The sequence below is a fragment of the Streptomyces sp. NPDC005266 genome (assembly GCF_040607655.1).
In the GTDB taxonomy this organism is placed as follows: domain Bacteria; phylum Actinomycetota; class Actinomycetes; order Streptomycetales; family Streptomycetaceae; genus Streptomyces.
This window is the reverse complement of record NZ_JBEXHC010000002.1, coordinates 227,206-247,438: the sequence shown is the minus strand read 5'-3', so window position 1 is coordinate 247,438 and position 20,233 is coordinate 227,206. Positions and strand designations below refer to the sequence as shown.

General features: G+C 71.1%; 20 protein-coding genes. 9 read left to right on the top strand and 11 right to left on the bottom strand.

Annotated features, from left to right (window positions below; all coding sequences use genetic code 11):
• Nucleotides 1-5: 5 nt before the first annotated feature.
• The 8 genes from ABZU99_RS04715 to ABZU99_RS04680 form a co-directional block, all read right to left on the bottom strand.
• Nucleotides 6-833 carry an urease accessory UreF family protein gene (locus ABZU99_RS04715; protein ID WP_356049058.1) on the bottom strand — a complete coding sequence of 276 codons (828 nt, stop codon included), beginning with the start codon at nucleotides 831-833 and terminating at the stop codon, nucleotides 6-8.
• 5 nt (nucleotides 834-838) lie between these two features.
• The gene (locus ABZU99_RS04710) at nucleotides 839-2,563 is read right to left on the bottom strand and encodes an urease subunit alpha (protein WP_356049057.1); all 1,725 of its coding nucleotides are present in this window, start codon (nucleotides 2,561-2,563) and stop codon (nucleotides 839-841) included.
• Nucleotides 2,564-2,570: 7 nt separating this feature from the next.
• Entirely contained in the window at nucleotides 2,571-2,870 is a 300-nt protein-coding gene (locus tag ABZU99_RS04705; RefSeq protein ID WP_356049056.1) for an urease subunit beta, read from the bottom strand.
• 15 nt (nucleotides 2,871-2,885) lie between these two features.
• On the bottom strand, nucleotides 2,886-3,188 hold the full coding sequence (locus ABZU99_RS04700; RefSeq protein WP_356049055.1) for an urease subunit gamma: 303 nt from the start codon (nucleotides 3,186-3,188) through the stop codon (nucleotides 2,886-2,888).
• Between the two features lie 107 nt (nucleotides 3,189-3,295).
• On the bottom strand, nucleotides 3,296-3,688 hold the full coding sequence (locus ABZU99_RS04695; RefSeq protein WP_355953900.1) for an ATP-binding protein: 393 nt from the start codon (nucleotides 3,686-3,688) through the stop codon (nucleotides 3,296-3,298).
• Nucleotides 3,689-3,857: 169 nt separating this feature from the next.
• Nucleotides 3,858-6,182: a SpoIIE family protein phosphatase gene (locus ABZU99_RS04690; protein ID WP_356049054.1), complete on the bottom strand. Its 2,325-nt coding sequence runs from the start codon at nucleotides 6,180-6,182 to the stop codon at nucleotides 3,858-3,860.
• The gene (locus tag ABZU99_RS04685) at nucleotides 6,179-10,459 is read right to left on the bottom strand and encodes a HAMP domain-containing protein (RefSeq protein ID WP_355953894.1); all 4,281 of its coding nucleotides are present in this window, start codon (nucleotides 10,457-10,459) and stop codon (nucleotides 6,179-6,181) included. Before ABZU99_RS04685 ends, ABZU99_RS04690 begins: the two co-directional genes overlap by 4 nt.
• Before the next feature lie 234 nt (nucleotides 10,460-10,693).
• A complete protein-coding gene (locus tag ABZU99_RS04680) occupies nucleotides 10,694-11,035 on the bottom strand; it encodes an STAS domain-containing protein (RefSeq protein WP_355953891.1) in 342 nt (113 codons plus the stop codon).
• 316 nt (nucleotides 11,036-11,351) lie between these two features.
• Here ABZU99_RS04680 and ABZU99_RS04675 point away from each other — a divergent pair, with 316 nt between their 5' ends.
• Complete coding sequence (locus ABZU99_RS04675; protein WP_355953889.1) at nucleotides 11,352-12,557, top strand: PP2C family protein-serine/threonine phosphatase; 1,206 nt, start codon at nucleotides 11,352-11,354, stop codon at nucleotides 12,555-12,557.
• Nucleotides 12,558-12,748: 191 nt separating this feature from the next.
• Here ABZU99_RS04675 and ABZU99_RS04670 read toward each other — a convergent pair whose 3' ends face one another.
• The gene (locus ABZU99_RS04670) at nucleotides 12,749-13,255 is read right to left on the bottom strand and encodes a MarR family transcriptional regulator (protein ID WP_356049053.1); all 507 of its coding nucleotides are present in this window, start codon (nucleotides 13,253-13,255) and stop codon (nucleotides 12,749-12,751) included.
• A 200-nt stretch (nucleotides 13,256-13,455) separates the two neighbouring features.
• On the opposite strand from ABZU99_RS04670, the gene ABZU99_RS04665 reads away from it, so the two are divergent.
• A complete protein-coding gene (locus ABZU99_RS04665; RefSeq protein WP_356049087.1) occupies nucleotides 13,456-14,385 on the top strand; it encodes a sensor histidine kinase in 930 nt (309 codons plus the stop codon).
• Nucleotides 14,386-14,418: 33 nt separating this feature from the next.
• On the opposite strand, the gene ABZU99_RS04660 is transcribed toward ABZU99_RS04665, so the two are convergent.
• Complete coding sequence (locus ABZU99_RS04660; protein ID WP_356049052.1) at nucleotides 14,419-14,721, bottom strand: type II toxin-antitoxin system Phd/YefM family antitoxin; 303 nt, start codon at nucleotides 14,719-14,721, stop codon at nucleotides 14,419-14,421.
• A 69-nt stretch (nucleotides 14,722-14,790) separates the two neighbouring features.
• Between ABZU99_RS04660 and ABZU99_RS04655 the strand changes: the two genes are divergently transcribed.
• From ABZU99_RS04655 to ABZU99_RS04635, 5 genes are all read left to right on the top strand, one after another.
• Nucleotides 14,791-15,441: an ATP-dependent Clp protease proteolytic subunit gene (locus ABZU99_RS04655; RefSeq protein WP_356049051.1), complete on the top strand. Its 651-nt coding sequence runs from the start codon at nucleotides 14,791-14,793 to the stop codon at nucleotides 15,439-15,441.
• 5 nt (nucleotides 15,442-15,446) lie between these two features.
• The gene (locus ABZU99_RS04650) at nucleotides 15,447-15,755 is read left to right on the top strand and encodes a hypothetical protein (RefSeq protein ID WP_356049050.1); all 309 of its coding nucleotides are present in this window, start codon (nucleotides 15,447-15,449) and stop codon (nucleotides 15,753-15,755) included.
• Nucleotides 15,756-16,165: 410 nt separating this feature from the next.
• Nucleotides 16,166-16,639 carry a C40 family peptidase gene (locus ABZU99_RS04645; protein ID WP_355954653.1) on the top strand — a complete coding sequence of 158 codons (474 nt, stop codon included), beginning with the start codon at nucleotides 16,166-16,168 and terminating at the stop codon, nucleotides 16,637-16,639.
• Nucleotides 16,640-16,738: 99 nt separating this feature from the next.
• Entirely contained in the window at nucleotides 16,739-17,134 is a 396-nt protein-coding gene (locus ABZU99_RS04640) for a VOC family protein (protein ID WP_355954650.1), read from the top strand.
• Nucleotides 17,135-17,219: 85 nt separating this feature from the next.
• Nucleotides 17,220-18,425, top strand: coding sequence for a hypothetical protein (locus ABZU99_RS04635; RefSeq protein WP_356049049.1), 1,206 nt, complete (start codon nucleotides 17,220-17,222; stop codon nucleotides 18,423-18,425).
• A 14-nt stretch (nucleotides 18,426-18,439) separates the two neighbouring features.
• On the opposite strand, the gene ABZU99_RS04630 is transcribed toward ABZU99_RS04635, so the two are convergent.
• Nucleotides 18,440-18,871 (bottom strand): ATP-binding protein, encoded by a 432-nt coding sequence (locus tag ABZU99_RS04630; protein WP_355954647.1) that lies wholly within the window; start codon nucleotides 18,869-18,871, stop codon nucleotides 18,440-18,442.
• Nucleotides 18,872-19,124: 253 nt separating this feature from the next.
• Between ABZU99_RS04630 and ABZU99_RS04625 the strand changes: the two genes are divergently transcribed.
• On the top strand, nucleotides 19,125-19,994 hold the full coding sequence (locus tag ABZU99_RS04625) for a helix-turn-helix transcriptional regulator (protein WP_355954644.1): 870 nt from the start codon (nucleotides 19,125-19,127) through the stop codon (nucleotides 19,992-19,994).
• Between the two features lie 9 nt (nucleotides 19,995-20,003).
• Nucleotides 20,004-20,231 (top strand): DUF397 domain-containing protein, encoded by a 228-nt coding sequence (locus tag ABZU99_RS04620; protein WP_355954643.1) that lies wholly within the window; start codon nucleotides 20,004-20,006, stop codon nucleotides 20,229-20,231.
• The last annotated feature ends 2 nt before the right edge of the window (nucleotides 20,232-20,233 follow it).

Here is a 20,233-nt window from a genome sequence, read left to right as displayed (position 1 = left end):
CACTGTCAGGAGGCGAAGAGGCGTACGGGCCAGGTGGCGTGCTGTTCGGCGGCGATGTCGAGCAGCGGCCCGGAGGCGGCGGGCAGCGCGCCCGGTCCCTCCTCCAGCGCCCGCCGGGCCGCCTCGGATGCGCGCGCCGCGACGTGGTCGAGCTCGGGGGTGAGGCGGGCGAGGACAGCGGTGGCGTCGAAGGGGTCGAGGCTCAGCAGTCGTACGGCGGCGGTCGCCGGTCCACCGACCGACTCGTACCCGGAGGCGTACGCGGCGTCCGACGGCCCCAGCCCGGCGGCGCGCGCGGCGAGGCCGAGCACGACCGGCTGGTGCGCGCCGCGCGGCAGCGCGGCGGCCAGGGCATCCAGCTCGGGCGAGGGCCAGATGGCGCGGGCGGCGCGCATCAGCTGGCGGCCGAGCCGCCGCGCGGTGGTGCGCAGCGCGGGGACGGGGGTACGGGCGTCCGCCGCCTCGTCGAGCGCGAGCGGATCGAGCCCGGCGGCGGCCGCGGCGGCGAGCCCGGCCGCGGTGAGCCCGGCGGTGTGCAGCCGGCCCCGGCAGAACGCCTCCAGAGAGGCCGCGTCGTGGATCCGGCCCGCCTTGACGGCGGCCTCGGCGCCCCCGGAGTGGGCGTGCCCTCCGGCGGGGAACCGTCCATCGGCGAGGACGAGCAGCGCCGCGAGGGTTCCTGGGGTCTCGTTGTCCGGTGCGGGCCGGTGGCCGCCGGGGGCTTCGCCCCCGGATCCCGGGTTTCGTCGTCCGGTGCGGGCCGGTGGCAAGGTTGTGCCCACCCGCACCGCCCCGCTGCACGATCGCCCACTACCCTCCTCGTCCGTCGTCATGGCCGTCAGAAGAGGAAGTACCGCTGGGTCATGGGGAGTTCGGCCGCCGGGGCCGGTTCGACGGCTTCCCCGTCGATCGTCACCGTGAAGGTGTCCGGGTCGACCTCCACCACCGGCAGGGCGTCGTTCTCGCGCATGTCCGCCTTGGTGACGCCGCGCGTGGAGCGGATGGGGACGAACCGCTTGCCGAGGCCGAGCCGTTCCGTGAGCCCGTCGTCGAGCGCGGCCTGGGTGACGAAGTTGAACGAGCCCGCGGCGGGGGCGCGGCCGAGGGCGCCGAACATGGGGCGCGGCATGACCGGCTGCGGGGTCGGGATGGAGGCGTTGGCGTCGCCCATCTGCGCGTACGCGATCTGTCCGCCCTTGATGAGGAGCTGCGGTTTGACGCCGAAGAACGCGGGCTCCCACAGCACCAGATCGGCGAGCTTCCCCGGCTCGACGGAGCCGATCTCGCCGTCGAGACCCTGGGCCACCGCCGGGTTGATGGTGTATTTGGCGACATAGCGACGTGCCCGGTGGTTGTCGGCGCGGCCGTCTCCGGGGAGCGTGCCGCGGCGTCGCTTCATCACGTGCGCGGTCTGCCAGGTGCGCAGCACCACCTCGCCCACCCGCCCCATGGCCTGGGAGTCGGAGGAGATGATCGAGATCGCGCCGAGGTCGTGCAGGATGTCCTCGGCGGCGATGGTGCTGGGCCGGATGCGGGACTCGGCGAAGGCGAGGTCCTCGGGGACGGCCGGGTTGAGGTGGTGGCAGACCATCAGCATGTCGAGGTGTTCCTCGACGGTGTTGACGGTGTGCGGCCGGGTCGGATTGGTGGAGCTGGGCAGCACGTTCGGGTGTGCCACGACGGTGATGATGTCGGGCGCGTGCCCGCCGCCGGCGCCCTCGGTGTGGTAGGCGTGGAGGGTCCGGCCGGCGATGGCGGCGAGGGTGTCGCCGACGAATCCCGCCTCGTTGAGCGTGTCCGTGTGGATGGCGAGCTGGGCGCCGCTCTCCTCACAGACGCCGAGGCAGGCGTCGATGGCGGCGGGGGTCGCCCCCCAGTCCTCGTGGATCTTGAATCCCAGGGCGCCGCCCCGCAGTTGGGACCACATGGCCTCGCGCGAGACGGTGTTGCCCTTGCCGAGGAGCCCGATGTTGACCGGGTAGGACTCCAACGCCTCGAACATCCGGGCGAGATGCCAGGGGCCGGGGGTGATGGTGGTCGCCTTGGTGCCCTCGGCGGGGCCGGTGCCGCCGCCGACGAGGGTGGTGATGCCGGCCGTGAGCGCCTGGTCGACGATGGTCGGGGAGATGAAGTGGACATGGGCGTCGATGGCGCCCGCGGTGAGGATCCTGCCGTTGCCCGCGATGACCTCGGTCTCGGGCCCGATGACGAGATCGGGGTGGACCCCGTCCATGGTGTCGGGGTTTCCGGCCTTGCCGATGCCCGTGATACGGCCGTCGCGCAGGCCGATGTCCGCCTTGACGACACCCCAGTGGTCGAGCACCACGGCCCCGGTGATCACGGTGTCGGGGGCGCCCTGGGCGCGGGTGGCGCGGGACTGGCCCATGGATTCGCGGATCACCTTGCCGCCGCCGAAAACCGCCTCGTCCCCGGCCCGGCCGGGGCCGCCGCAGCGGTCCTCCTCGATCTCGATGAGGAGGTCGGTGTCGGCAAGCCGGATACGGTCCCCGGTGGTGGGGCCGAACAGATCCGCGTACGCGGCGCGGCTGAGTTCAGTGGTCATCGAGGGATCACCCTCCCGTCTGGCCCCGTAGCCCCGGCACGACCCGCGCACCCGCGAGCGGCACCAGCGCGACCTCGACCGGAATGCCCGGCTCGAAGCGCACGGCGGTGCCCGCGGCGATGTCGAGGCGCTTGCCGCGGGCCACGGCGCGGTCGAACTCCAGGCCGGGGTTGGCCTCGGCGAAGTGGTAGTGGGAGCCGACCTGGACGGGCCGGTCGGCGGCGTTGAGCACGGTGAGGCGGATGACGGGCCGCCCCTCGTTGAGCCGCACCGGCTCCTCCGCGTGGAGGATCTCTCCGGGGATCATGGTCAGGCGCTCCCGTCAGGCGATCGGCTGGTGGACGGTGACGAGCTTGGTGCCATCGGGGAAGGTGGCCTCGACCTGTACGTCGTGGATCATCTCGGGGATGCCGTCCATGACCTCGTCGCGGGTGAGCACCTTGCGGCCGGAGGCCATCAGCTCGGCGACGGTACGGCCGTCGCGGGCGCCCTCCAGGATGTGCGCGGTGATCAGCGCGATCGCCTCCGGGTGGTTGAGGAGCACACCACGGGCCCGCCGCTTCTCCGCTACATCGGCGGCCACATGGATGAGCAGCCGTTCCTGCTCATGCGGGGTCAACTGCACACTTCCACCTCGATCAGCCGCGGCCCGGGGCGACTCGCACCCGTTCGGGGGCAGGCTAATTCCGTGGCGTTTCCTCCGCGTTAACTGGCGCGGCGGCGGTCAGCCGGTCAGCGCAGCGGTACGAGGGCTCGTACGCGCTTGCCCCCGCCGGGCAGCGCCGTCACCGTCACCTCGGACGCCAGCCGGCACACCATGGGCCAGCCATGGCCGCCAGGCATCGACGGGTCGCCGACGGGACGTGGGGTGGGCAGGTCGTCGCTGGCGTCCTCGATGGTGATCTCCAGGCCGTTCTCCCGCACCTCGCTCCCGAACACAGTGATCCCGCCGGCGTGGCGCAGGGCGTTGGTGGCCAGCTCGGAGGTGACGAGCAGCGCGTCGGTGAGGGCGGCACCGCTCACCGGCGGCCGCTGCCGGCCGAGCAGGTCCCGTACCGTGTCGCGCGCCACCGCGGCGGTGCCCGGGCTCGTGCGCACCGATGTGTGCGGGTCGACGGTGGTCACGTGGCCTCCCTCCGTGCGATGTACGCGTGCCTTGCCTCCCGGATTCCCCAACCACGCGACGCTCACGCACACGCGCTGCGAAGTCACGGTCGCGGGTCCCTCTCCTGCCCTTCCCGCCGCTGGTCAGCTCACATCGATGCCGCTGGTCAGTTCACATCGATACCGCTGGTCAGCTCACGTCGATACCGATCAGACAGGTGTCGTCGTCGGTGTCGGAGCGCGCGTGCGTCAGCAGCAGATCGAGGTGCTCGCCCAGCACCGGCGCGCCGGCGCCGGCGATGTGCAGCAGTTGCTCGAGCGACTTCTCCACGGATCGGTCACGGCGCTCGATCAGACCGTCGGTATACATCAGCAGCCGGTCCCCCGACGCCAGGCTGAGCCGGCTTTCCTCGTAGTTCGCCTCCGCGACCGCGCCCAGCAGGATGCCGCCGGGCAGCGGCAGGGCGGCGGCGGCACCGTCGTGGATCAGGACCGGCGGCGGATGACCGGCCCGCGCCCAGGCCAGCACCTGGGTCTGCGAATCGTAGATGCCGCAGACCACGGTGGCCGTCACCTGCTCGGTGAGATGGTGGGCCACGGTGTTCAGCCAGCCCAGCAGTTGCGCGGGGCCCGCTCCCGTCGCTGCCAGGCCGCGCAGCGCGTTGCGCAGGACCACCATCCCGGTCGCCGCCTCAATGCCGTGGCCGGCCACATCGCCGACCGCCACCAGCACCTTCTTGCTGGGCAGGACCACGGCGTCGTACCAGTCGCCGCCCACCAGATGCCCCTCCTCGGCCGGCCGGTAGCGCACCGCCACATGCAGCCCCGCAATGTCGACCGGGGCGGGGGACGACGGCATGATCGCGCGTTGCAGCTGAAGGGCCAGGCGGTTGCGTTCGGCGGCGTGCTGCTCGGTGTCGGCGAGCTTGTCGCGCGTGGCCGCGAGCGCCACTTCCGTCCAGTGCTGGCTGGAGAAGTCCTGATAGGCCCCGCGGACGGCGAGCAGCTGCCCGGCCGGGTCGGTGACCGGCTCCGCGACGACCCGGATGTGCCGCACGCCTCCGTCGGCCCGCTGGAGCCGGAAGGCCGTCGAGGCGGCATGGTGGTGGTGCAGCAGCGTGCGCAGAAAGCGGCCGATGGCCACGGAGTCATCGGGATGCGCGTGGTCGTACAGCCGCTCCACGGGGACGGGGGGCGCCGTGGACGGGAGACCGAAGAGCGAGAAGAGCTGGCTGTTCCAGACGATGTCCCCGCTGACCGCGTCCTCCTGGAAGCCGCCGATCCGGCCGAGGCGCTGGACGTGTTCGAGCAGGGCGGCCAGCCGTGCCGCCTTGTCCTCCAACCGCCAGCTGAGCAGCACCGCGTCCCCGTACCGGCCGATGCCCACCGTGGCGAGCCCGGTCAGGGACACATCGTCGGCCAGGAAGCTGAGGGCCATCCGCTCCGCGCGGAACGGCTCTCCGGTCGCGTGGACCCGCAGCAGGTGCTCGTACAGACCGCCCTCGCGGGCGGTGAGGGGGTAGGCCTCCAGCAGCCGCATGCCCGTGATCATGGCGCGCGGCCGGCCGGCCGGATCGGCGAACCGCTCATTGGCGTACATGATGGAGAAATCGACCACGTGATCCTGGTCGTCGAGCGTCGGTCGCAGGACCAGCACCGGGTCGAGCAGGCCGTCGGCGAGATCCATCAAGGGGTTCGGCGGGATCACCGGATCCTGGGCGGCGCCGGCCGCGGGCTCGTCCGTGCCGGGCAGGGTGTGGGCGCAGAGGTCGGCCAGCGCGTTCAGCTGGCGGCTGACCGGGGCGGGCAGCGGGGGCTGCGGATGCGGCCAGCACACCTCCAGGACACCGAGGATGCGGCCGTAGAGCTCGGCCGGAAGCACGGCGCGGGCACCGTCGCCGCCGTGGCGCTTGCCTATGCCCGGCACATCGGCGGGCATCGTCCCGAACCACTGGGAGTGCCGTTCGGCCACGGCGCGCTGGGCGGCAACGCCCAGGCCGGGCGGCACATACTGCCAGCGTTCGGCCTCTCCGCGGGGAAAGCCCGCATGCCCGGCGAGGGCCAGCGCCCCGCCGGAGACCACGGCCCACAGGGCCACCGCGCTCACCCCCAGAGGGGCGAGCACCTGCTCGATCAGCGTGTCCACCACCGTCTGGGGATCGCCGGTGAGCGAGCCCGCCTCGGCCGCCCGCAGCCGCACCACGGCGGAGGAGCCGTGGTGTCCGCCACCGGGTTTCGGCGATGTGCTCGGGAGGGCCTGGGCGACCTCGTCCCCGGCCGCCGCGTTGACCACATCGGCGGCCAGCTCCAGGAGCGGGAGCCCGGCGGTCTCCGCCAGCTCCTTCAGATGGCGGGCGGCCTGGGTGGGGCCGCCGTGGCCGCGTTCGACCAGGATGCCGGTGGCGATGCCGATCAGCGCCCGCGCGTCCGCGGACTCCTGGACCGCGGCGAGCTCGCCGCGCAGCCGCTCGACCGTGGCCGCCAGCGCGTCCAGGCGGTGTTCGCGCCCGCTCATCGGTTCAGCCAGCGGCGCACGCAGCTCACGAGCTCGTCGGCGTCCAGCGGCTTGGTGATGTAGTCGTTGGCCCCGGCGGCCAGCGTCTTCTCACGGTCGCCCGCCATGGCCTTGGCGGTTACCGCGATGATCGGCAGATCGGTGTACTCGGGCATGGCCCGGATCGCCGCGGTCGCGGCATAGCCGTCCATCTCGGGCATCATGATGTCCATCAGCAGGAGCTCGACCACCTCGTGCCGGGACAGCATCTCGAGTCCCTTGCGGCCGTTCTCCGCGTGCAGCACGCGCATGCCGTGCAGCTCCAGGATGCCGGTGAGCGCGTAGACGTTGCGGGTGTCGTCGTCGACGATCAGGACCACTCGCCCGGCGAGGTCGCTGTCCGTGTCCGCCACCGCCGGCCGGGCCGCGGGGACATCCACCGCGGAGGCGCCGGACGGCACCAGGGGCAGGACGTCGGCGGGCCGTGCGGCCGTCAAATGCAGCACGATGCGCTCGCGCAGGTCGTCCAGGCTCGGCAGCAGCTCCCACGGCTTGCCCTCGGACCGGTCCGCCAGCCGCGCCTCCCACTGGGCTTCCGGCCGCCGGGTGTGGGCCAGGATCGGAACCCGGCGCGCGGCCGGGTTCCGGCCCAGTTCGTCGAGGAACCGGGCGCCGGCCCCGTCGGGCATGTCGAGGCCGAGGACGACACAGTGGCACGGCTCGGCGGCGAGGACCGCGGCCGCCTCCTGCGGGTCGACCACCGTCCGCACCCGCACCGCGCCCAGCGCGTCGTCGGCAGCGCCGCTGTCCGCCAGTTCGGCGACGGCGCTCTCGGCCAGGAGCGACAGCAGTCCGTGCGGCCGCTCCTCGACCACGAGCAGACGGCGCTGTTCGGAGGTGCCGGCGGCAGACCGGCCGGGCTCCCACTGGCCCTCGGCGCGCGGCGCCTGGTCGGGCGGCGTGAACTTCCCGACGGGCAGATAGAAGGTGAAGGTGGAGCCCTCGCCGAGGGTGCTGGCCGCGCGGATCGCCCCGCCGAGCAGATGGGCGATCTCCCGGCTGATGGACAGGCCAAGACCCGTGCCGCCGTAACTGCGGCTCGTGGTGCCGTCCGCCTGCTGGAACGCCCCGAAGATCGCCTCGAGCTGATGCTCGGCGATGCCTATCCCGGTGTCCACGACCCGGAACGCGAGGGCGGATCCATACGCGCGGACCGCCTGGGGGAGATCGGACTCCGCGGCGGGGGCGATGCGCAGTTCCACGGCGCCGGTCTCGGTGAACTTGACCGAATTGGACAGCAGGTTGCGCAGTACTTGCCGGATCCGGGTGTCGTCCGTGATCAGTTCATCGGGTACGGCCGGAGAGACGCTGATGCGGAATTCGAGGCCCTTCTGTGTCGTCATCGGCCTGAAGGTGGCTTCCACATAGTCGAGCAGCCGCCGCAGCGGCACCCGCTCGGGCTGTATGTCCATTTTGCCGGCCTCGACCTTGGACAGATCGAGGATGTCGTCGATCAGTTGCAGCAGATCGGAGCCCGCCGAGTGGATGACGCCCGCGTACTCCACCTGCTTGGGGGTCAGGTTCCGGTTCGGGTTCTGTGCCAGCAACTGGGCGAGGATCAGCAGGCTGTTGAGCGGGGTCCGCAGCTCATGGCTCATGTTGGCCAGGAACTCCGACTTGTACTTGGAGGCCAGGGCGAGCTGCCGGGCCCGTTCCTCCAGCTCCTGCCGGGCCTGCTCGATCTCCCGGGTCTTGGTCTCGATGTCGCGGTTCTGCGCGGCCAGGAGCGCCGCCTTCTCCTCCAGCTCGGCGTTGGAGTTCTGCAGTTCGTCCTGGCGTACCTGCAGCTCCTCGGACCGGGCCTGGAGTTCGGCGGTCAGCCGCTGGGACTCCTCCAGCAGCTCGTCGGTCCTGGCGTTGGCCACGATGGTGTTGACGTTGACGCCGATCGTTTCCATGAGCTGTTCGAGGAAGTCCCGGTGGACCTGGGTGAAGCGGGTCAGCGAGGCCACCTCGATGACGCCGAGGATCTGCTCCTCGACGACGACGGGCAGCACGATCAGGCTGGACGCCTCGGCCGCGCCGACTCCGGAGGACACGGTGACATAGCCGGGCGGGAGCTGGTCGATGGCGATGGTGCGGCGGCTGCGGGCCGCCTGGCCGACGAGTGACTCGCCGAGCCGGAACCGCACCGGCCGGTCCTCGTCCGCGGCGGGAAGCCCATAGGAGCCGATCAGCCGCAGCTCGACGCCCCGGGGAGTGTCCTGGGCGAGGTAGAAGCCGCCGTACTGGGCGCCGACCAGCGGCGTCAGTTCGTCCATGACCAGCTCGGCGACCACCGTGAGGTCGCGCTGGCCCTGCATCAGCCCGGAGACGAGGGCGAGATTGGTCTTGAGCCAGTCCTGCTCCTGATTGGTGCGGGTGGTCTCGCGCAGGGACTCCACCATGGCGTTGATGTTGTCCTTGAGCTCGGCGACCTCACCGGAGGCGTCGACCGTGATGGACCGCGTCAGATCGCCCTCGGCGACGGCGCTGGTGACCTCGGCGATGGCACGGACCTGACGGGTCAGGTTGCCGGCCAGCTCGTTGACGTTCTCGGTCAGCCGCTTCCAGGTCCCGGACACGCCCTCGACCTCGGCCTGCCCGCCGAGGCGGCCTTCGCTGCCCACCTCGCGGGCCACGCGCGTGACCTCGGCGGCGAACGAGGACAGCTGGTCGACCATCGTGTTGATGGTGGTCTTCAACTCCAGGATCTCGCCCCGCGCATCGACATCGATCTTGCGGGTGAGATCCCCCTGGGCCACCGCCGTGGTGACCTGGGCGATGTTGCGGACCTGGTTGGTCAGGTTGGTCGCCATGGAATTGACGTTGTCGGTGAGGTCCTTCCAGGTACCCGCCACATGGGGCACCTGGGCCTGCCCGCCGAGGATCCCTTCGGTGCCGACCTCGCGGGCCACGCGGGTGACTTCGTCCGCGAACGCCGACAGCGTGGTCACCATGGTGTTGATCACACCGGCGAGCGCCGCCACTTCGCCCTTGGCCTCGACGGTGATCTTCTGCGACAGATCGCCCCGGGCCACCGCGGTCGCCACCTGGGCGATGGACCGCACCTGGCTGGTGAGGTTGGACGCCATGACGTTGACGTTGTCGGTCAGGTCCTTCCAGGTGCCGGAGACGCCCCGGACGGTCGCCTGGCCGCCGAGGTTCCCCTCGGTGCCCACCTCGCGCGCCACCCGGGTCACCTCGTCGGCGAAGGCCGAGAGCTGGTCGACCATGGTGTTGATGGTCTCCTTCAACTCCAGGATCTCGCCCCGCGCGTCGACGCGGATCTTCTGCGACAGATCGCCCTGCGCCACGGCGGTGGTGACCTGCGCGATGGACCGCACCTGGGCCGTGAGGTTGTCGCCCATCACATTGACCGACTCGGTGAGGTCCTTCCAGGTGCCCGAGACGCCCTGGACATCTGCCTGGCCACCGAGGCGGCCCTCGGTGCCGACCTCGCGGGCCACCCGGGTGACCTCGTCCGCGAACGAGGACAGCTGATCGACCATGGTGTTGATGGTGGTCTTCAACTCCAGGATCTCGCCCCGCGCATCGACATCGATCTTGCGGGTGAGATCGCCCTGGGCCACGGCGGTGGCCACGCGCGCGATCGACCGCACCTGGGCGGTGAGGTTCCCGGCCATGAAGTTGACCGAGTCGGTCAGGTCCCGCCAGGTGCCTCCGACGCCGGGCACCTGGGCCTGGCCGCCGAGGATGCCTTCGGTGCCCACCTCGCGGGCCACCCGGGTCACCTCGTCCGCGAACGAGGACAGCTCGTCCACCATCGTGTTGATGGTGTTCTTCAACTCGTGGATCTCGCCCCGGGCGACGACCGTGATCTTCTGCGACAGATCGCCCTTGGCCACCGCCGTGGCGACCTGGGCGATGTCGCGCACCTGCGTGGTCAGGTTCCCGGCCATGGCGTTGACGGAGTCCGTGAGGTCCTTCCAGGTGCCGTCCACCCCCGGCACCGCGGCCTGACCGCCGAGGCGGCCCTCGGTGCCCACCTCGCGGGCCACCCGGGTCACCTCGGAGGTGAACAGCGACAGCTGGTCCACCATGCCGTTGAAGACCGTGGCGATCTCCCCCAGCAGGCCGTCACGGTCGGTCGGCAGATGGGTGCCGAAGTCGCCGTCCCTGACCGCCGTGAGCCCGGCCAGCAACTGCCGCAGCTCCGGTTCCGCGACGGTGCCGACACTCCGGCCCTTCGTCGTCCGCGCCCCCGTGCGCTGTCCCGCGCCGGAACTCGCCACCATGGTTCTCCGCCCCTCATGTAGCGGTCCCGCTCACCCGTGCCCCCTCGGTGGGGGTCCGGAGAGCCGTCGACACGGAAGTGATCAGGCGCTCCGAAGCGCCATAGTGCCACACTTGTCGCCCGGCAACTATTTACGGACGGATGCACCAGCATAAAGGCTGACATGCCCGAACACCGTCGCGGTAGCCGCGAGCGCGCATGGGATGAATGTGATGTTGCGTCCCCGTGAGCCCCGTCACGGCGTGGGCGGCGCCAGCGCCTCGTCGACGGTCTCGGCCAGCGTCAGCACCTGCTCCACCTCGGTCAGCCGCAGTACGTGCCGCATGCTCTCCGAGACGTCCGCGAGCACCAGCCGGGCCCCCGCCCGCCCGGCCTGGCCATGCAGCCTCAGCAGGGTGTTCAGCCCGCTGGAGTCGCAGAAGGTCACGCCGCGACAGTCGAGCACCAGCCGGTCGCACGGCCGCGCCAACGCGTCGCCCGCCACCCGTGCCAGCTCGGGAGCCCCCTCGATGTCGAGCTCACCGCGCAGCGCGAACACCCGCTCGGCCACGGAGTCGATCCGGAACCCACTGGACACACGCACTCACTCCAGCCTCGAAGACCGTCGTCAATCCGCCCGCCCGGGTCCATCCGGGGCGAACACACCGCTCTCATCTATAGCAAGCGATCAACGGCATGACGACAGGGCCACCCCGCCCGCGCTCCCGGGCGACGCAATAATTGCCGTACGACAATTGTTGTCTCCATGGTGCATAGAATGTGTCGTGACGATCACGCGAGGTCGCGGTGGCCCCCGCCGCGGCGGCCGTGCCCTGTTCGTCGTACGTCGGCGCGGCAGTACCGCGCCGGCCCGTAGCTGCCGCGGTACCGGCGCATTCGAGAAGCAGGACGAAGTGGACAAGATTTCTACTGTCGAGCGGGCTCTGCGCACAGCCGCACCCCATGCTCTGCTCGATGTCGTCACGACAACCCTGGCGGACCAGTACGGTGCCGAACGGGTCGAGCTGCGCATGGCGGACTACGGGATGCGGTCGCTGCAGACCGTGGGCCCCGGGTCCTTCGACGCGGAGCCGGTGCCCATCCACGGCAGCCCCCAGGGCCGCGCCTTCGGGGCGCAGGAGCCGTGCGTGGAGAGGGACACCCGCCATGACGCGGTGGACGTCCATCTCCCGATGACCATTCGCGGCGACCGCATGGGCGTGCTGACCGTGCGGCTGCCCGCGGACCGTTGGGCACAGACGCAGCCGCATCACCTGCAGGCGGTCTGCCAGGCCCTCGGCCACGAGATCCTCGTCGTCGAACGCGACACGGACCTCTATCTCCTGGCCCGGCGTGCCGCCCGGCTGACCCTGGCCGCCGAGATGCAGTGGCAGCTGCTGCCGGGCCACTCCTGTTCGCGCCCGGAGTTCTCCCTCGGAGCCCATCTGGAACCGGCGTACGCGATCTTCGGCGACAACTTCGACTGGTCCGCGTCCGCCGACCATCTGACGCTGACCATCACCAACGGCATGGGGGAGGGCATCGAGGCGGCGCTGCTGACCAATCTCGCCATCAACGCCCTGCGCAACGCCAGACGCGCGGGCCTCGGCCTGGCCGATCAGGCGAGCCTCGCCGATCAGGCGGTCTACGCCCACTACCGGGGCCAGGCGTATGTGTCGGTGCTGCTTTTGCGGTTCTACTTCGCGACGGGCGAGGTGGAGGTCGTGGACGCCGGGTCCCCCCGGATGTGGCGCCAGCGGGAGCGCGCCGTCGAGTCCGTACAGTTCGACGCCCAGCTGCCGCTCGGAATGTTCGAGGACACCGTCTACGTGGCGGAGCACTTCACGGTCCGCCCCGGCGATCGCCTGCTGTTCGGGAGCGACGGCGTGTACGACACGGCGTCCTCGTCGGGCGAGAGCTATGCGGAGCGGGCGCTGGCCCGCGCGCTGGCCAACACCATACTGCTGCCACCGACCCAGGTTCCCCAGGCGATCCTGCGGGAGCTGGTCGAATTCCACGGTGACACCCCACTCGACGACGACGCCCTGGTGGTCTGCCTCGACTGGTACGGACGGGGAGAACACGACGGACATGAGGGAAATGAGGGGCAGGAAGCGTGATTTCTACGTGATATCGACGACAATCATCGCCATTTGACAACTGTGCCTATGGGGCCACAATCTGTTCGGGCCCGCCTCGCGCCGGGGGTTCCGTCGGCGCGCATCGCTTCGGACGGCGGTCTGTGACAAGCGAGGGGTGGGGGGTGTCGGACCGGGCGAAGGGGCGCTCGCGCCGGCAGGCAGCGGCGGTCTCAGGCGAACCGCACCGCGCCGTCCGCCGTGTCCGGTTGGCGTGCGGAGGCCGTACCGTCCACCGCGTCCTGGAACCCCTTCAGCCCTTCCAGCAGCGCCTTGCGGTCCGTTGGGGCCATGTCCGCTATGGCGGCCAGCAGGGCCTCCTCCCGGCGCGCCCGCAACTCGAGCAGATATGCCTTGCCATGGCTGGTCAGGCGCAGCTCGAGCTCCCGTCGGCTGACCGGGCTGGGAGCGCGCTCCACGAATCCGAGCGCCTGCAGCCGGTCGCACAGACGGCTCACCGACGAGGGAGCCGAGCCCAGAAGCTCCCCGAGCGTACGGAGGTTGATGCCCTCCTCACGGTCCAGGCTGTACAACACCCGCAGCTGCGACGCCGACACCGGAGACGACGAGACCGCGTCCCGTCCCCGCTCCCACAGAACCTCGAGCAGCTCGATCACCTCGCACGCCATCTGAGCGGCCTCGAGGGACCGGCGGTGAGAGGGTGCCGGATTCACGCTCATAACAGTGCACTCCGAATCAGCGTCGTCGGCCTCTGGTGCCGACCCTGCGCCTTGCTCCCGCTGCAACCATATCGCCGGTCCGCAACCCACCCCCTCGGACAGGCGGACAATGCTCATCGGGACGGCCTTGGATAAGGTGGGGGAGCTTCCGGCCATTTTCCCCGGCGATTCCCGGCACGACGGGATGAGGTAACGACGTGTTGAGTACGGAAACCGTCGCCGAGCCCTTTGTTCATCCGGCCCTGTTCTACCGGGACGACAAGGAGTATCTGGCGGGGACGCTGCCCTTCGTTCTGGACGGACTGCGCGCGGCCGAGCCGGTGGCGGTGGCCGTTCCCGGCGGCAACCTCCGGCTGCTGCGGACGGCACTGGGCCCGAGCGCCGAGCGCGTCGGGTTCCTCGATATGACCGAGGCCGGGCGCAACCCCGGGCGGATCATCCCGGGGGTGCTGCGGGCCTTCGCCGACCGGCACCCCTCCGGCCGGGTACGGATCATCGGCGAGCCCATATGGGCGGGCCGCACCGAGGCGGAGTACGGCCCGTGCGTGCAGCACGAGGCGCTGATCAACCTGGCCTTCCGCGGCCGTGCGGTCACCATCCTCTGTCCGTACGACACCGCCCGGCTGGACGCCGGTGTGCTCGCCGACGCGCGGGTGACCCACCCCGTGATCACCGAGAACGGCCGTGAGCTGTCCAGCGACGTCTATGCCCCCAAGGACGCCATCGCGGCCTACAACGAGCCGTTGGACGTCCCCGCCGGGGCCGCTTCGTTCCCGTTCGCCCGGGACTGCGTGCCCGCCGCCCGGGTCTTCGCGGTCTCAGAGGCCGAGCGGCTCGGGCTGACCGGCCGGCGCCTGGATGACCTGGCCCTGGCGGTGGCCGAGTTGGCCACCAACAGCGTGCGGCACGGCGGCGGCAGCGGCACGGTCCGGATCTGGGCCCAGGACGGACAGGTGCTGTGCCAGGTCGAGGACAGCGGCCGGCTCAGCGACCCGCTCGCCGGCCGGCGGCCGGCCCTGCCCGGCCAGATCGGCGGCCGGGGGCTGCTGCTCGTGCATCAGGTCTCCGACCTGGTCCGCGTGCACACCGGCCCCGACGGCACCGCCATCCGGTTCCACTTCGGCCGGTAGCCGCGCGGGCCGCCTTGGGGCTCCGGCCCCTGATCACCTCTCCCGGCCCGGACTCCGGCCCCCGCCCTCCGGCCGACGGTGTTCCGCCGCGATGCCAAAGCGCCGCCGTTCGCCCGCAGCGGACGCCGAGGGGCGGACCGCGGAGACGGTGCTGATCACCTGATCGTCCGCTCCGGTCTCGCTCTCCTCGAGTCGCTGCAGGTCAGCAGCGGACACCAGGGCGACGAGCGGCTTCCCGTGGCGGGTGACGACCACTCTCTCGCCGCCGTACACCACACGGTTGATCAGCTCCGCGAGCTCTGCGCGGGCTTGCGTCACCGGAATCTCGTAGGCCATGCTCCCCACCTTACGAGATGTACGTCCTGTACATTTTTTACGGAGCCATGAGCCCGAGAGGTGACGCGAATGGAACGACCCGCGACGCACCGACCGACCGCCCGCTATGTCCTGCCCGAGTTCACCGAGCGCACCAGCTCGGGCATCCGCACCGTGGACCCCTACTCCAAGCTGCTCTCCGAGCGGATCGTCTTCCTCGGCACCCCCATCGACGACACCTCGGCCAACGATGTGATCGCGCAGCTCATCCACCTTGAGCATGCCGCGCCCGACCAGGACATCTCGCTCTACATCAACTCCCCCGGCGGCTCGTTCAACGCCATGACGGCGATCTACGACACGATGCACTTCGTCACCTGCGACATCGAGACGACCTGCCTGGGCCAGGCGGCGTCGGCGGCCGCCGTGCTGCTGGCCTCCGGCGCCCCCGGCAAGCGGCTCGCCCTGCCTGGTGCGCGGATCCTCATTCACCAGGCCGCGTTCAGCGAGCCCGTCCAGGGCACCACCTCCGATCTGGAGATTCAGGCGGCCGAGATGCTCCGCACCCAGCGGATGCTGGAGGAGATGCTGGCCCGGCACACCGGACAGAGCGCCGAGCGGATCCGCGCCGACATCGACCGCGACAAGATCTTCGACGCCGAGGCCGCGGTGGCCTACGGGCTGGTGGACCGGCTCACCCAGAGCCGTAAGCGGCCGGTCTCGGCGCGCAGGGCGGGGTGAGCGCGATGTTCCCGCCCGAGCTGCCCCCGCTGCCCGCGCTCACCCGCGCGGAGGGGAGCGTCATCGACCACTACCTGGAGGCGGTCGATCTGCTCGGCCGGACCAACCCGGCGCGGGGCAGTGACACCTACGGAAGTCTGCGGGCCGCCCAGGCGCTGGTCGGAAAGGCCGTCGCGCTGCGGGACGCGCTGGCGCTGATGCACGAGCGCGGTGAGAGCGAGCTGCACGCCGCGACGCTGGCGCGGGCGCTGCGGGTGCTGGACGGGGAGCGGCGCGCGGAGCGGGTCACGCTGCCCCCGGCGCTGCGGACCTGACACCCCGGACCCGGAGCGGCCCCGGGGTGTCGGGTCCGCGGCGGCCCGGGGCGGACCCGGAGCGACCCCGGGATGTCAGGTCCGCAGCGGCCCGGGGCGGACCCGGAGCGGCCCCGGGCCGTCGCCCGAACGGCGTACCCGAATCCCGGCGGGCGGCGCGCGGCCCACTTGCGCGCCGCCCGCCGCCCCGGGTCGCGCCGCGCGCCGCCCCACCCCCGCCAAACGGTCGTTCTTGCAGGTCGCGGGCGTACGGCAGAGCGGCGCTCGCCACCCGAACGGGCCAGCCGTGACCACCCTCACATCGCGCCGTTTCGAGTCGGAACCGGCGGCTGCCGTACGTGACCATCCCAGGGACGACAGGATCCCGCCGCCGCACCGGCGCGGGATCGGCTCAGGAAGGGCGGTGCGCGATGAGTGCGCACATACGTATCCCCAGGATGGTCTCCCGAGCGAGCGCCGTCTCCGCGCTCACCGTCGCCGCTGTCGGAGGCACCGTGGCGACGCCCGGATATCCACCGGAGGCCGAGGCGGCGACGGCGGCGGCCAAGGCGCTGAGGGTCGCCGCCTCGAAGAAGGGCGCACCGTACAAATACGGCGCGGCGGGGCCGAACCGCTTCGACTGCTCCGGCCTCGCGCAGTACGCGTACAAGCGAGCCGGAAAGCGGCTGCCCCGCACCGCCGCCGCCCAGTACAACCGGACGCGTCATATCGCGGCCCGCTCCCGGAAGAAGGGGGACCTGGTGTTCTTCCACTCCGGGGGCAGCGTGTACCACGTCGGCGTGTACGCCGGCAGCGGCCGCCTGTGGCACGCGCCCAAGACCGGCGAGGTGGTGCGGCTGGAGCGGATCTGGACCGGGAAGGTCTGGTACGGCCACGTCCGCTGACCGATGGCGGGGCCCGCGCCAGGGCCCGTTGTCGGTGGCCGCCGGTAGGTTGGCGACGAGGCGGGCGCGGACCCGCCCGTCCCCCTCCGGAGGCCCCGTATGGCGTATCTCAATCCGGTCCGGCACATCACCTTCGACGCCCACGACCCCTATGCCCTGGCGCGGTTCTGGTCCCGGCTGACCGGCTACGCGCTGGAGGACTCCGCGCCGGGCGATGACGAAGTGCTGATCGTGCCGGACCACCCCGGGGTACCGGGCCTGCTGTTTCTGCGGGTCCCGGACCCCAAGCCCGTCAAGAACCGCGTCCACCTCGACATCCAGCCGCCCTCGGGCACCCGGGACGGCGAGGTGGAGCGGCTGGTCGGGCTCGGCGCGAGAGTCGTGGACGACCGGCGCACGGAGGGCGGGATGGGGTGGGTCGTGATGGCCGACATCGAGGGCAATGAGTTCTGTGTGGAGCGCAGCGCCGTGGAGCGCGGTCTGGTGCCCTCTTGAGGCTCTCCGGCACCTGGAGCGGGTTGCCCGTCAGGCGTTAGCGTGAGCCGGTGCCGGCGCGGCCGGCACCGGGAGGGGGAGCGTCATGAGTTGCCAGTTCGAGCCGGACCGGACCTACGACCAGGTGTATCTCGTCTTCGTCGACACCTCCGGGTATTCGACGATCGTCCGCTCGAACCCCAGAGACCGTGCCGCGCACGCCTTCGATCTGCTCCGCGAGCGGATGCGTGCGCGGATCGGCCAGCTCGCCGCGCAGCATCGCTGTGCCCGCAGCGACTTATGGAGCTGGCGCGGCGACGGCGGCTTCATCGCGGTCCACGACGACAGTGAGAGCGTGGCCCGGGATGTGGCGCTGGAGGCGGCCCGCACCTTTCTCACACTGGATCTGCGGCATCTGCGGGACGAGTTCGCGCAGGCGGGGGTGGACGGCGAGCTGCATGTGCGGATGGCGGTGCACAAGGGCGCGATCCGGCACAGCCGCGAGGGCCGGACCGGCGCCATCCACTCCCCCGACATCAATCTGGCCGCGCATCTGGAGAAGGCGACCCCGCCGGACTGTCTGGCGGTCTCGGAGGACGTGTACCGGACGGCGGGCCCGTACGCGGAGCTGTTCACCCCGGTGGGAAGCCATGAGGGCAAGGACGTCTATCTGATGGCGGGCGAGGGAGGCCCGGAAGCGGCCGCCAAGGCGTGGCTCGCCGGACGGGGGCTGGCCGAGGGCACCCCCGTGCACGCGTATCCCGAGCGCCCGAGCTCGGCTCAGAAGGCGCGGCTGCTGGATGCGGCGTCCGAGGAGGTCCTCGACATGGGGACGGCGCTGCGCACCTCCTCCAGCCGGCTGGTCACCACCGAACGCCCGGCTCGTTACCGTGACGCGGTCCTCGGGCTGCTTCGCCGGGGCGGGGTCTACCGCTGCTATCTGCTGGATCCGTCCTCGGACGCGGCGGCCACGCTGTCGCGTCAGTACCAGGAGGACATGGCGCGGAAGATCAAGGATGCGCTGGAGCGGTTCGGCCGCTTCAAGGAGCGCTACGGGGCGGAGGCGGATGGCCTGCGGGTCTATCAGACGGATGAGTTCCCCGGGTTCTCGGCCCTGACCGTCGATATGCGCCGCCCGAACGGTCTGATCCTGTATTCGTCCTATCTGATGGGCGCGAGTCCGTACGGGGTGATCGAGCGCGGCGACATGCCGCACTATCTCATCGGCCCGGCCGCCGGGCGGGTCTTCGACCGCATACGTGAGCTGGCGGAGGCCCGTGCCACCGGGGGGCAGGTACAGCGCGTGCTGTGAGCCGCTCGCGTGGCTCAGCACACCGGCAAGGTCCACGGCAGGGCGATCCATACGGTCTTGCCGCCATCGGCGGTGGGGGTGACGAAGACCTCGCCGCCCGACTCCGCGGCCAGAGAGCGGATGATGACCAGGCCCCGCCCGTGGTTGTCCTGCTGGGTGGCGGCCGGGAGCCGTCTGGGCCATCTGGGGTGACTGTCCGTGACCCCGATCTCCAGCCGCTGCTCACGGTCGAGCCGCAGGTCCACGGTGAAGGTGGGCGACTGTCCCAGGGTGTGCTGGACGGCGTTGGTCGCGAGCTCGGAGACGATGAGCCGCACGGTGTCCGCGGCCTCCGCACCCGCCCCGAGGCCCCACTCGACCAGCACGTTCGTCACATAGGCGCGGGCTGCGGGAACCGAGGCCGGGGCGCTCGGCAGGGTGACGGATGCTTCCTGATGGTCTGCCATGGCGGCTGTCCCTTTCCCACCGGGGCGCGGCTGCGGACGCGTTCAAGTGGTACTGCGAAGTCATGGGCCGCCCCGGCGGCTCTACGCGTCAGAGTGCCATCGATGCCCTCCGTAACGGGGGCGATCCACCGAGATATGCATATATCTGTCGCCCAAAGCGGTGAACCCTGCTACGGCAGACCGGATAGGGACGGCACACTGAGCCACGAGCGTGATGAAGGGCGCGAACCGGGAGAGGCGGGAGGAAGAACGCATGCGGTATGGCCCGGCGGTGCGCCGCCGCAAGCTCGGTGCGGAGCTCCGCCGCCAGCGCGATCTGGCCGGACTCACCAGCGGTGAGGCCGCGCGCCGGCTGGGCTGGCACCAGTCGAAGGTGAGCCGGATCGAGACCGGGCGGAGCGGGGCGAAGCCGTCGGATGTGGCGCGGCTGCTGGAGGTGTACGAGGTCGCGGACCCCGAGCTGCGCGCCCTGCTGGAGGCGCTGTGCGGCGGGGGCGCATCGGATCCGGAGGGGTCGCGGCGCGGCTGGTGGTACGCCTACCGCGATCTGCTGCCGCCCGCCTACCGGGACTTCATCGCCCTGGAGGCGGAGGCGTCCGACGCGTATTCGCTGGAGACCACGGTGGTGCCCGGTCTGCTCCAGACGCCGGACTACGCCCGGGCGGTGACCCGGGCGGCGCTCGCGGATCTGCCGCGGTCGCGGGTGGACGCGCTGGTGGAGGTGCGGATCGCGCGTCAGTCGGTGCTGCGCGGCGAGCGGCCGCTACGGCTGCACGCGGTGCTCGACGAGGCGGCGCTGCGACGTGAGGTCGGGGACGCGACGGTGATGGCGGCTCAGCTGCGCCATCTGATGGAGCTGTGCGAATTGCCTCAGGTGCGGCTGCAAGTGCTGCCGTTCTCGGCCGGAATGCCCATTGGTATCACTGGTCCTTTCATTATCTTCTCTTTTCCGCACATTACTGACCTGGACGTGGTAGTTCTCGACCACTTGACGAGTAGCCTCTATCTGGAGCGGAAAGAAGACCTCCGGGCGTACAGCGCCGCGTTCCAGGCGCTGCGGACCCACGCCCTGACACCTGAGGATTCGTTGACCTTCATCAATAAAATCGGGGGCGGCGCCTGAGGGGGCACCATGTCTGATTCATCCGCCACGCCCGTGTGCTGGCTGCGCAGCAGCTACAGCGTCGGCATGAACAACTGCGTCGAGACGGCCCTGCTGGGGCCGGGCCGGCTCGCCGTGCGCGACTCGAAGAACACGGCGCGACCCGCCGTCCTCTTCACCCCATCGGCCTGGGCCTCGTTCCTCGAGGGCCTGCGGGACGGCGCACTCGGCGGCGACACCCACCCCGCCGGAAGCTGAGC

Excerpts from the sequence above, each read along its gene's own strand:
- ABZU99_RS04715 (WP_356049058.1), bottom strand. The coding sequence starts at position 833 with ATGACGACGGACGAGGAGGGTAGTGGGCGATCGTGCAGCGGGGCGGTG.
- ABZU99_RS04710 (WP_356049057.1), bottom strand. The coding sequence starts at position 2,563 with ATGACCACTGAACTCAGCCGCGCCGCGTACGCGGATCTGTTCGGCCCC.
- ABZU99_RS04705 (WP_356049056.1), bottom strand. The coding sequence starts at position 2,870 with ATGATCCCCGGAGAGATCCTCCACGCGGAGGAGCCGGTGCGGCTCAAC.
- ABZU99_RS04690 (WP_356049054.1), bottom strand. The coding sequence starts at position 6,182 with ATGAGCGGGCGCGAACACCGCCTGGACGCGCTGGCGGCCACGGTCGAG.
- ABZU99_RS04685 (WP_355953894.1), bottom strand. The coding sequence starts at position 10,459 with ATGGTGGCGAGTTCCGGCGCGGGACAGCGCACGGGGGCGCGGACGACG.
- ABZU99_RS04670 (WP_356049053.1), bottom strand. The coding sequence starts at position 13,255 with ATGAGCGTGAATCCGGCACCCTCTCACCGCCGGTCCCTCGAGGCCGCT.
- ABZU99_RS04660 (WP_356049052.1), bottom strand. The coding sequence starts at position 14,721 with ATGGCCTACGAGATTCCGGTGACGCAAGCCCGCGCAGAGCTCGCGGAG.
- ABZU99_RS04655 (WP_356049051.1), top strand. The coding sequence starts at position 14,791 with ATGGAACGACCCGCGACGCACCGACCGACCGCCCGCTATGTCCTGCCC.
- ABZU99_RS04650 (WP_356049050.1), top strand. The coding sequence starts at position 15,447 with ATGTTCCCGCCCGAGCTGCCCCCGCTGCCCGCGCTCACCCGCGCGGAG.
- ABZU99_RS04645 (WP_355954653.1), top strand. The coding sequence starts at position 16,166 with ATGAGTGCGCACATACGTATCCCCAGGATGGTCTCCCGAGCGAGCGCC.
- ABZU99_RS04640 (WP_355954650.1), top strand. The coding sequence starts at position 16,739 with ATGGCGTATCTCAATCCGGTCCGGCACATCACCTTCGACGCCCACGAC.
- ABZU99_RS04635 (WP_356049049.1), top strand. The coding sequence starts at position 17,220 with ATGAGTTGCCAGTTCGAGCCGGACCGGACCTACGACCAGGTGTATCTC.
- ABZU99_RS04630 (WP_355954647.1), bottom strand. The coding sequence starts at position 18,871 with ATGGCAGACCATCAGGAAGCATCCGTCACCCTGCCGAGCGCCCCGGCC.
- ABZU99_RS04625 (WP_355954644.1), top strand. The coding sequence starts at position 19,125 with ATGCGGTATGGCCCGGCGGTGCGCCGCCGCAAGCTCGGTGCGGAGCTC.
- ABZU99_RS04620 (WP_355954643.1), top strand. The coding sequence starts at position 20,004 with ATGTCTGATTCATCCGCCACGCCCGTGTGCTGGCTGCGCAGCAGCTAC.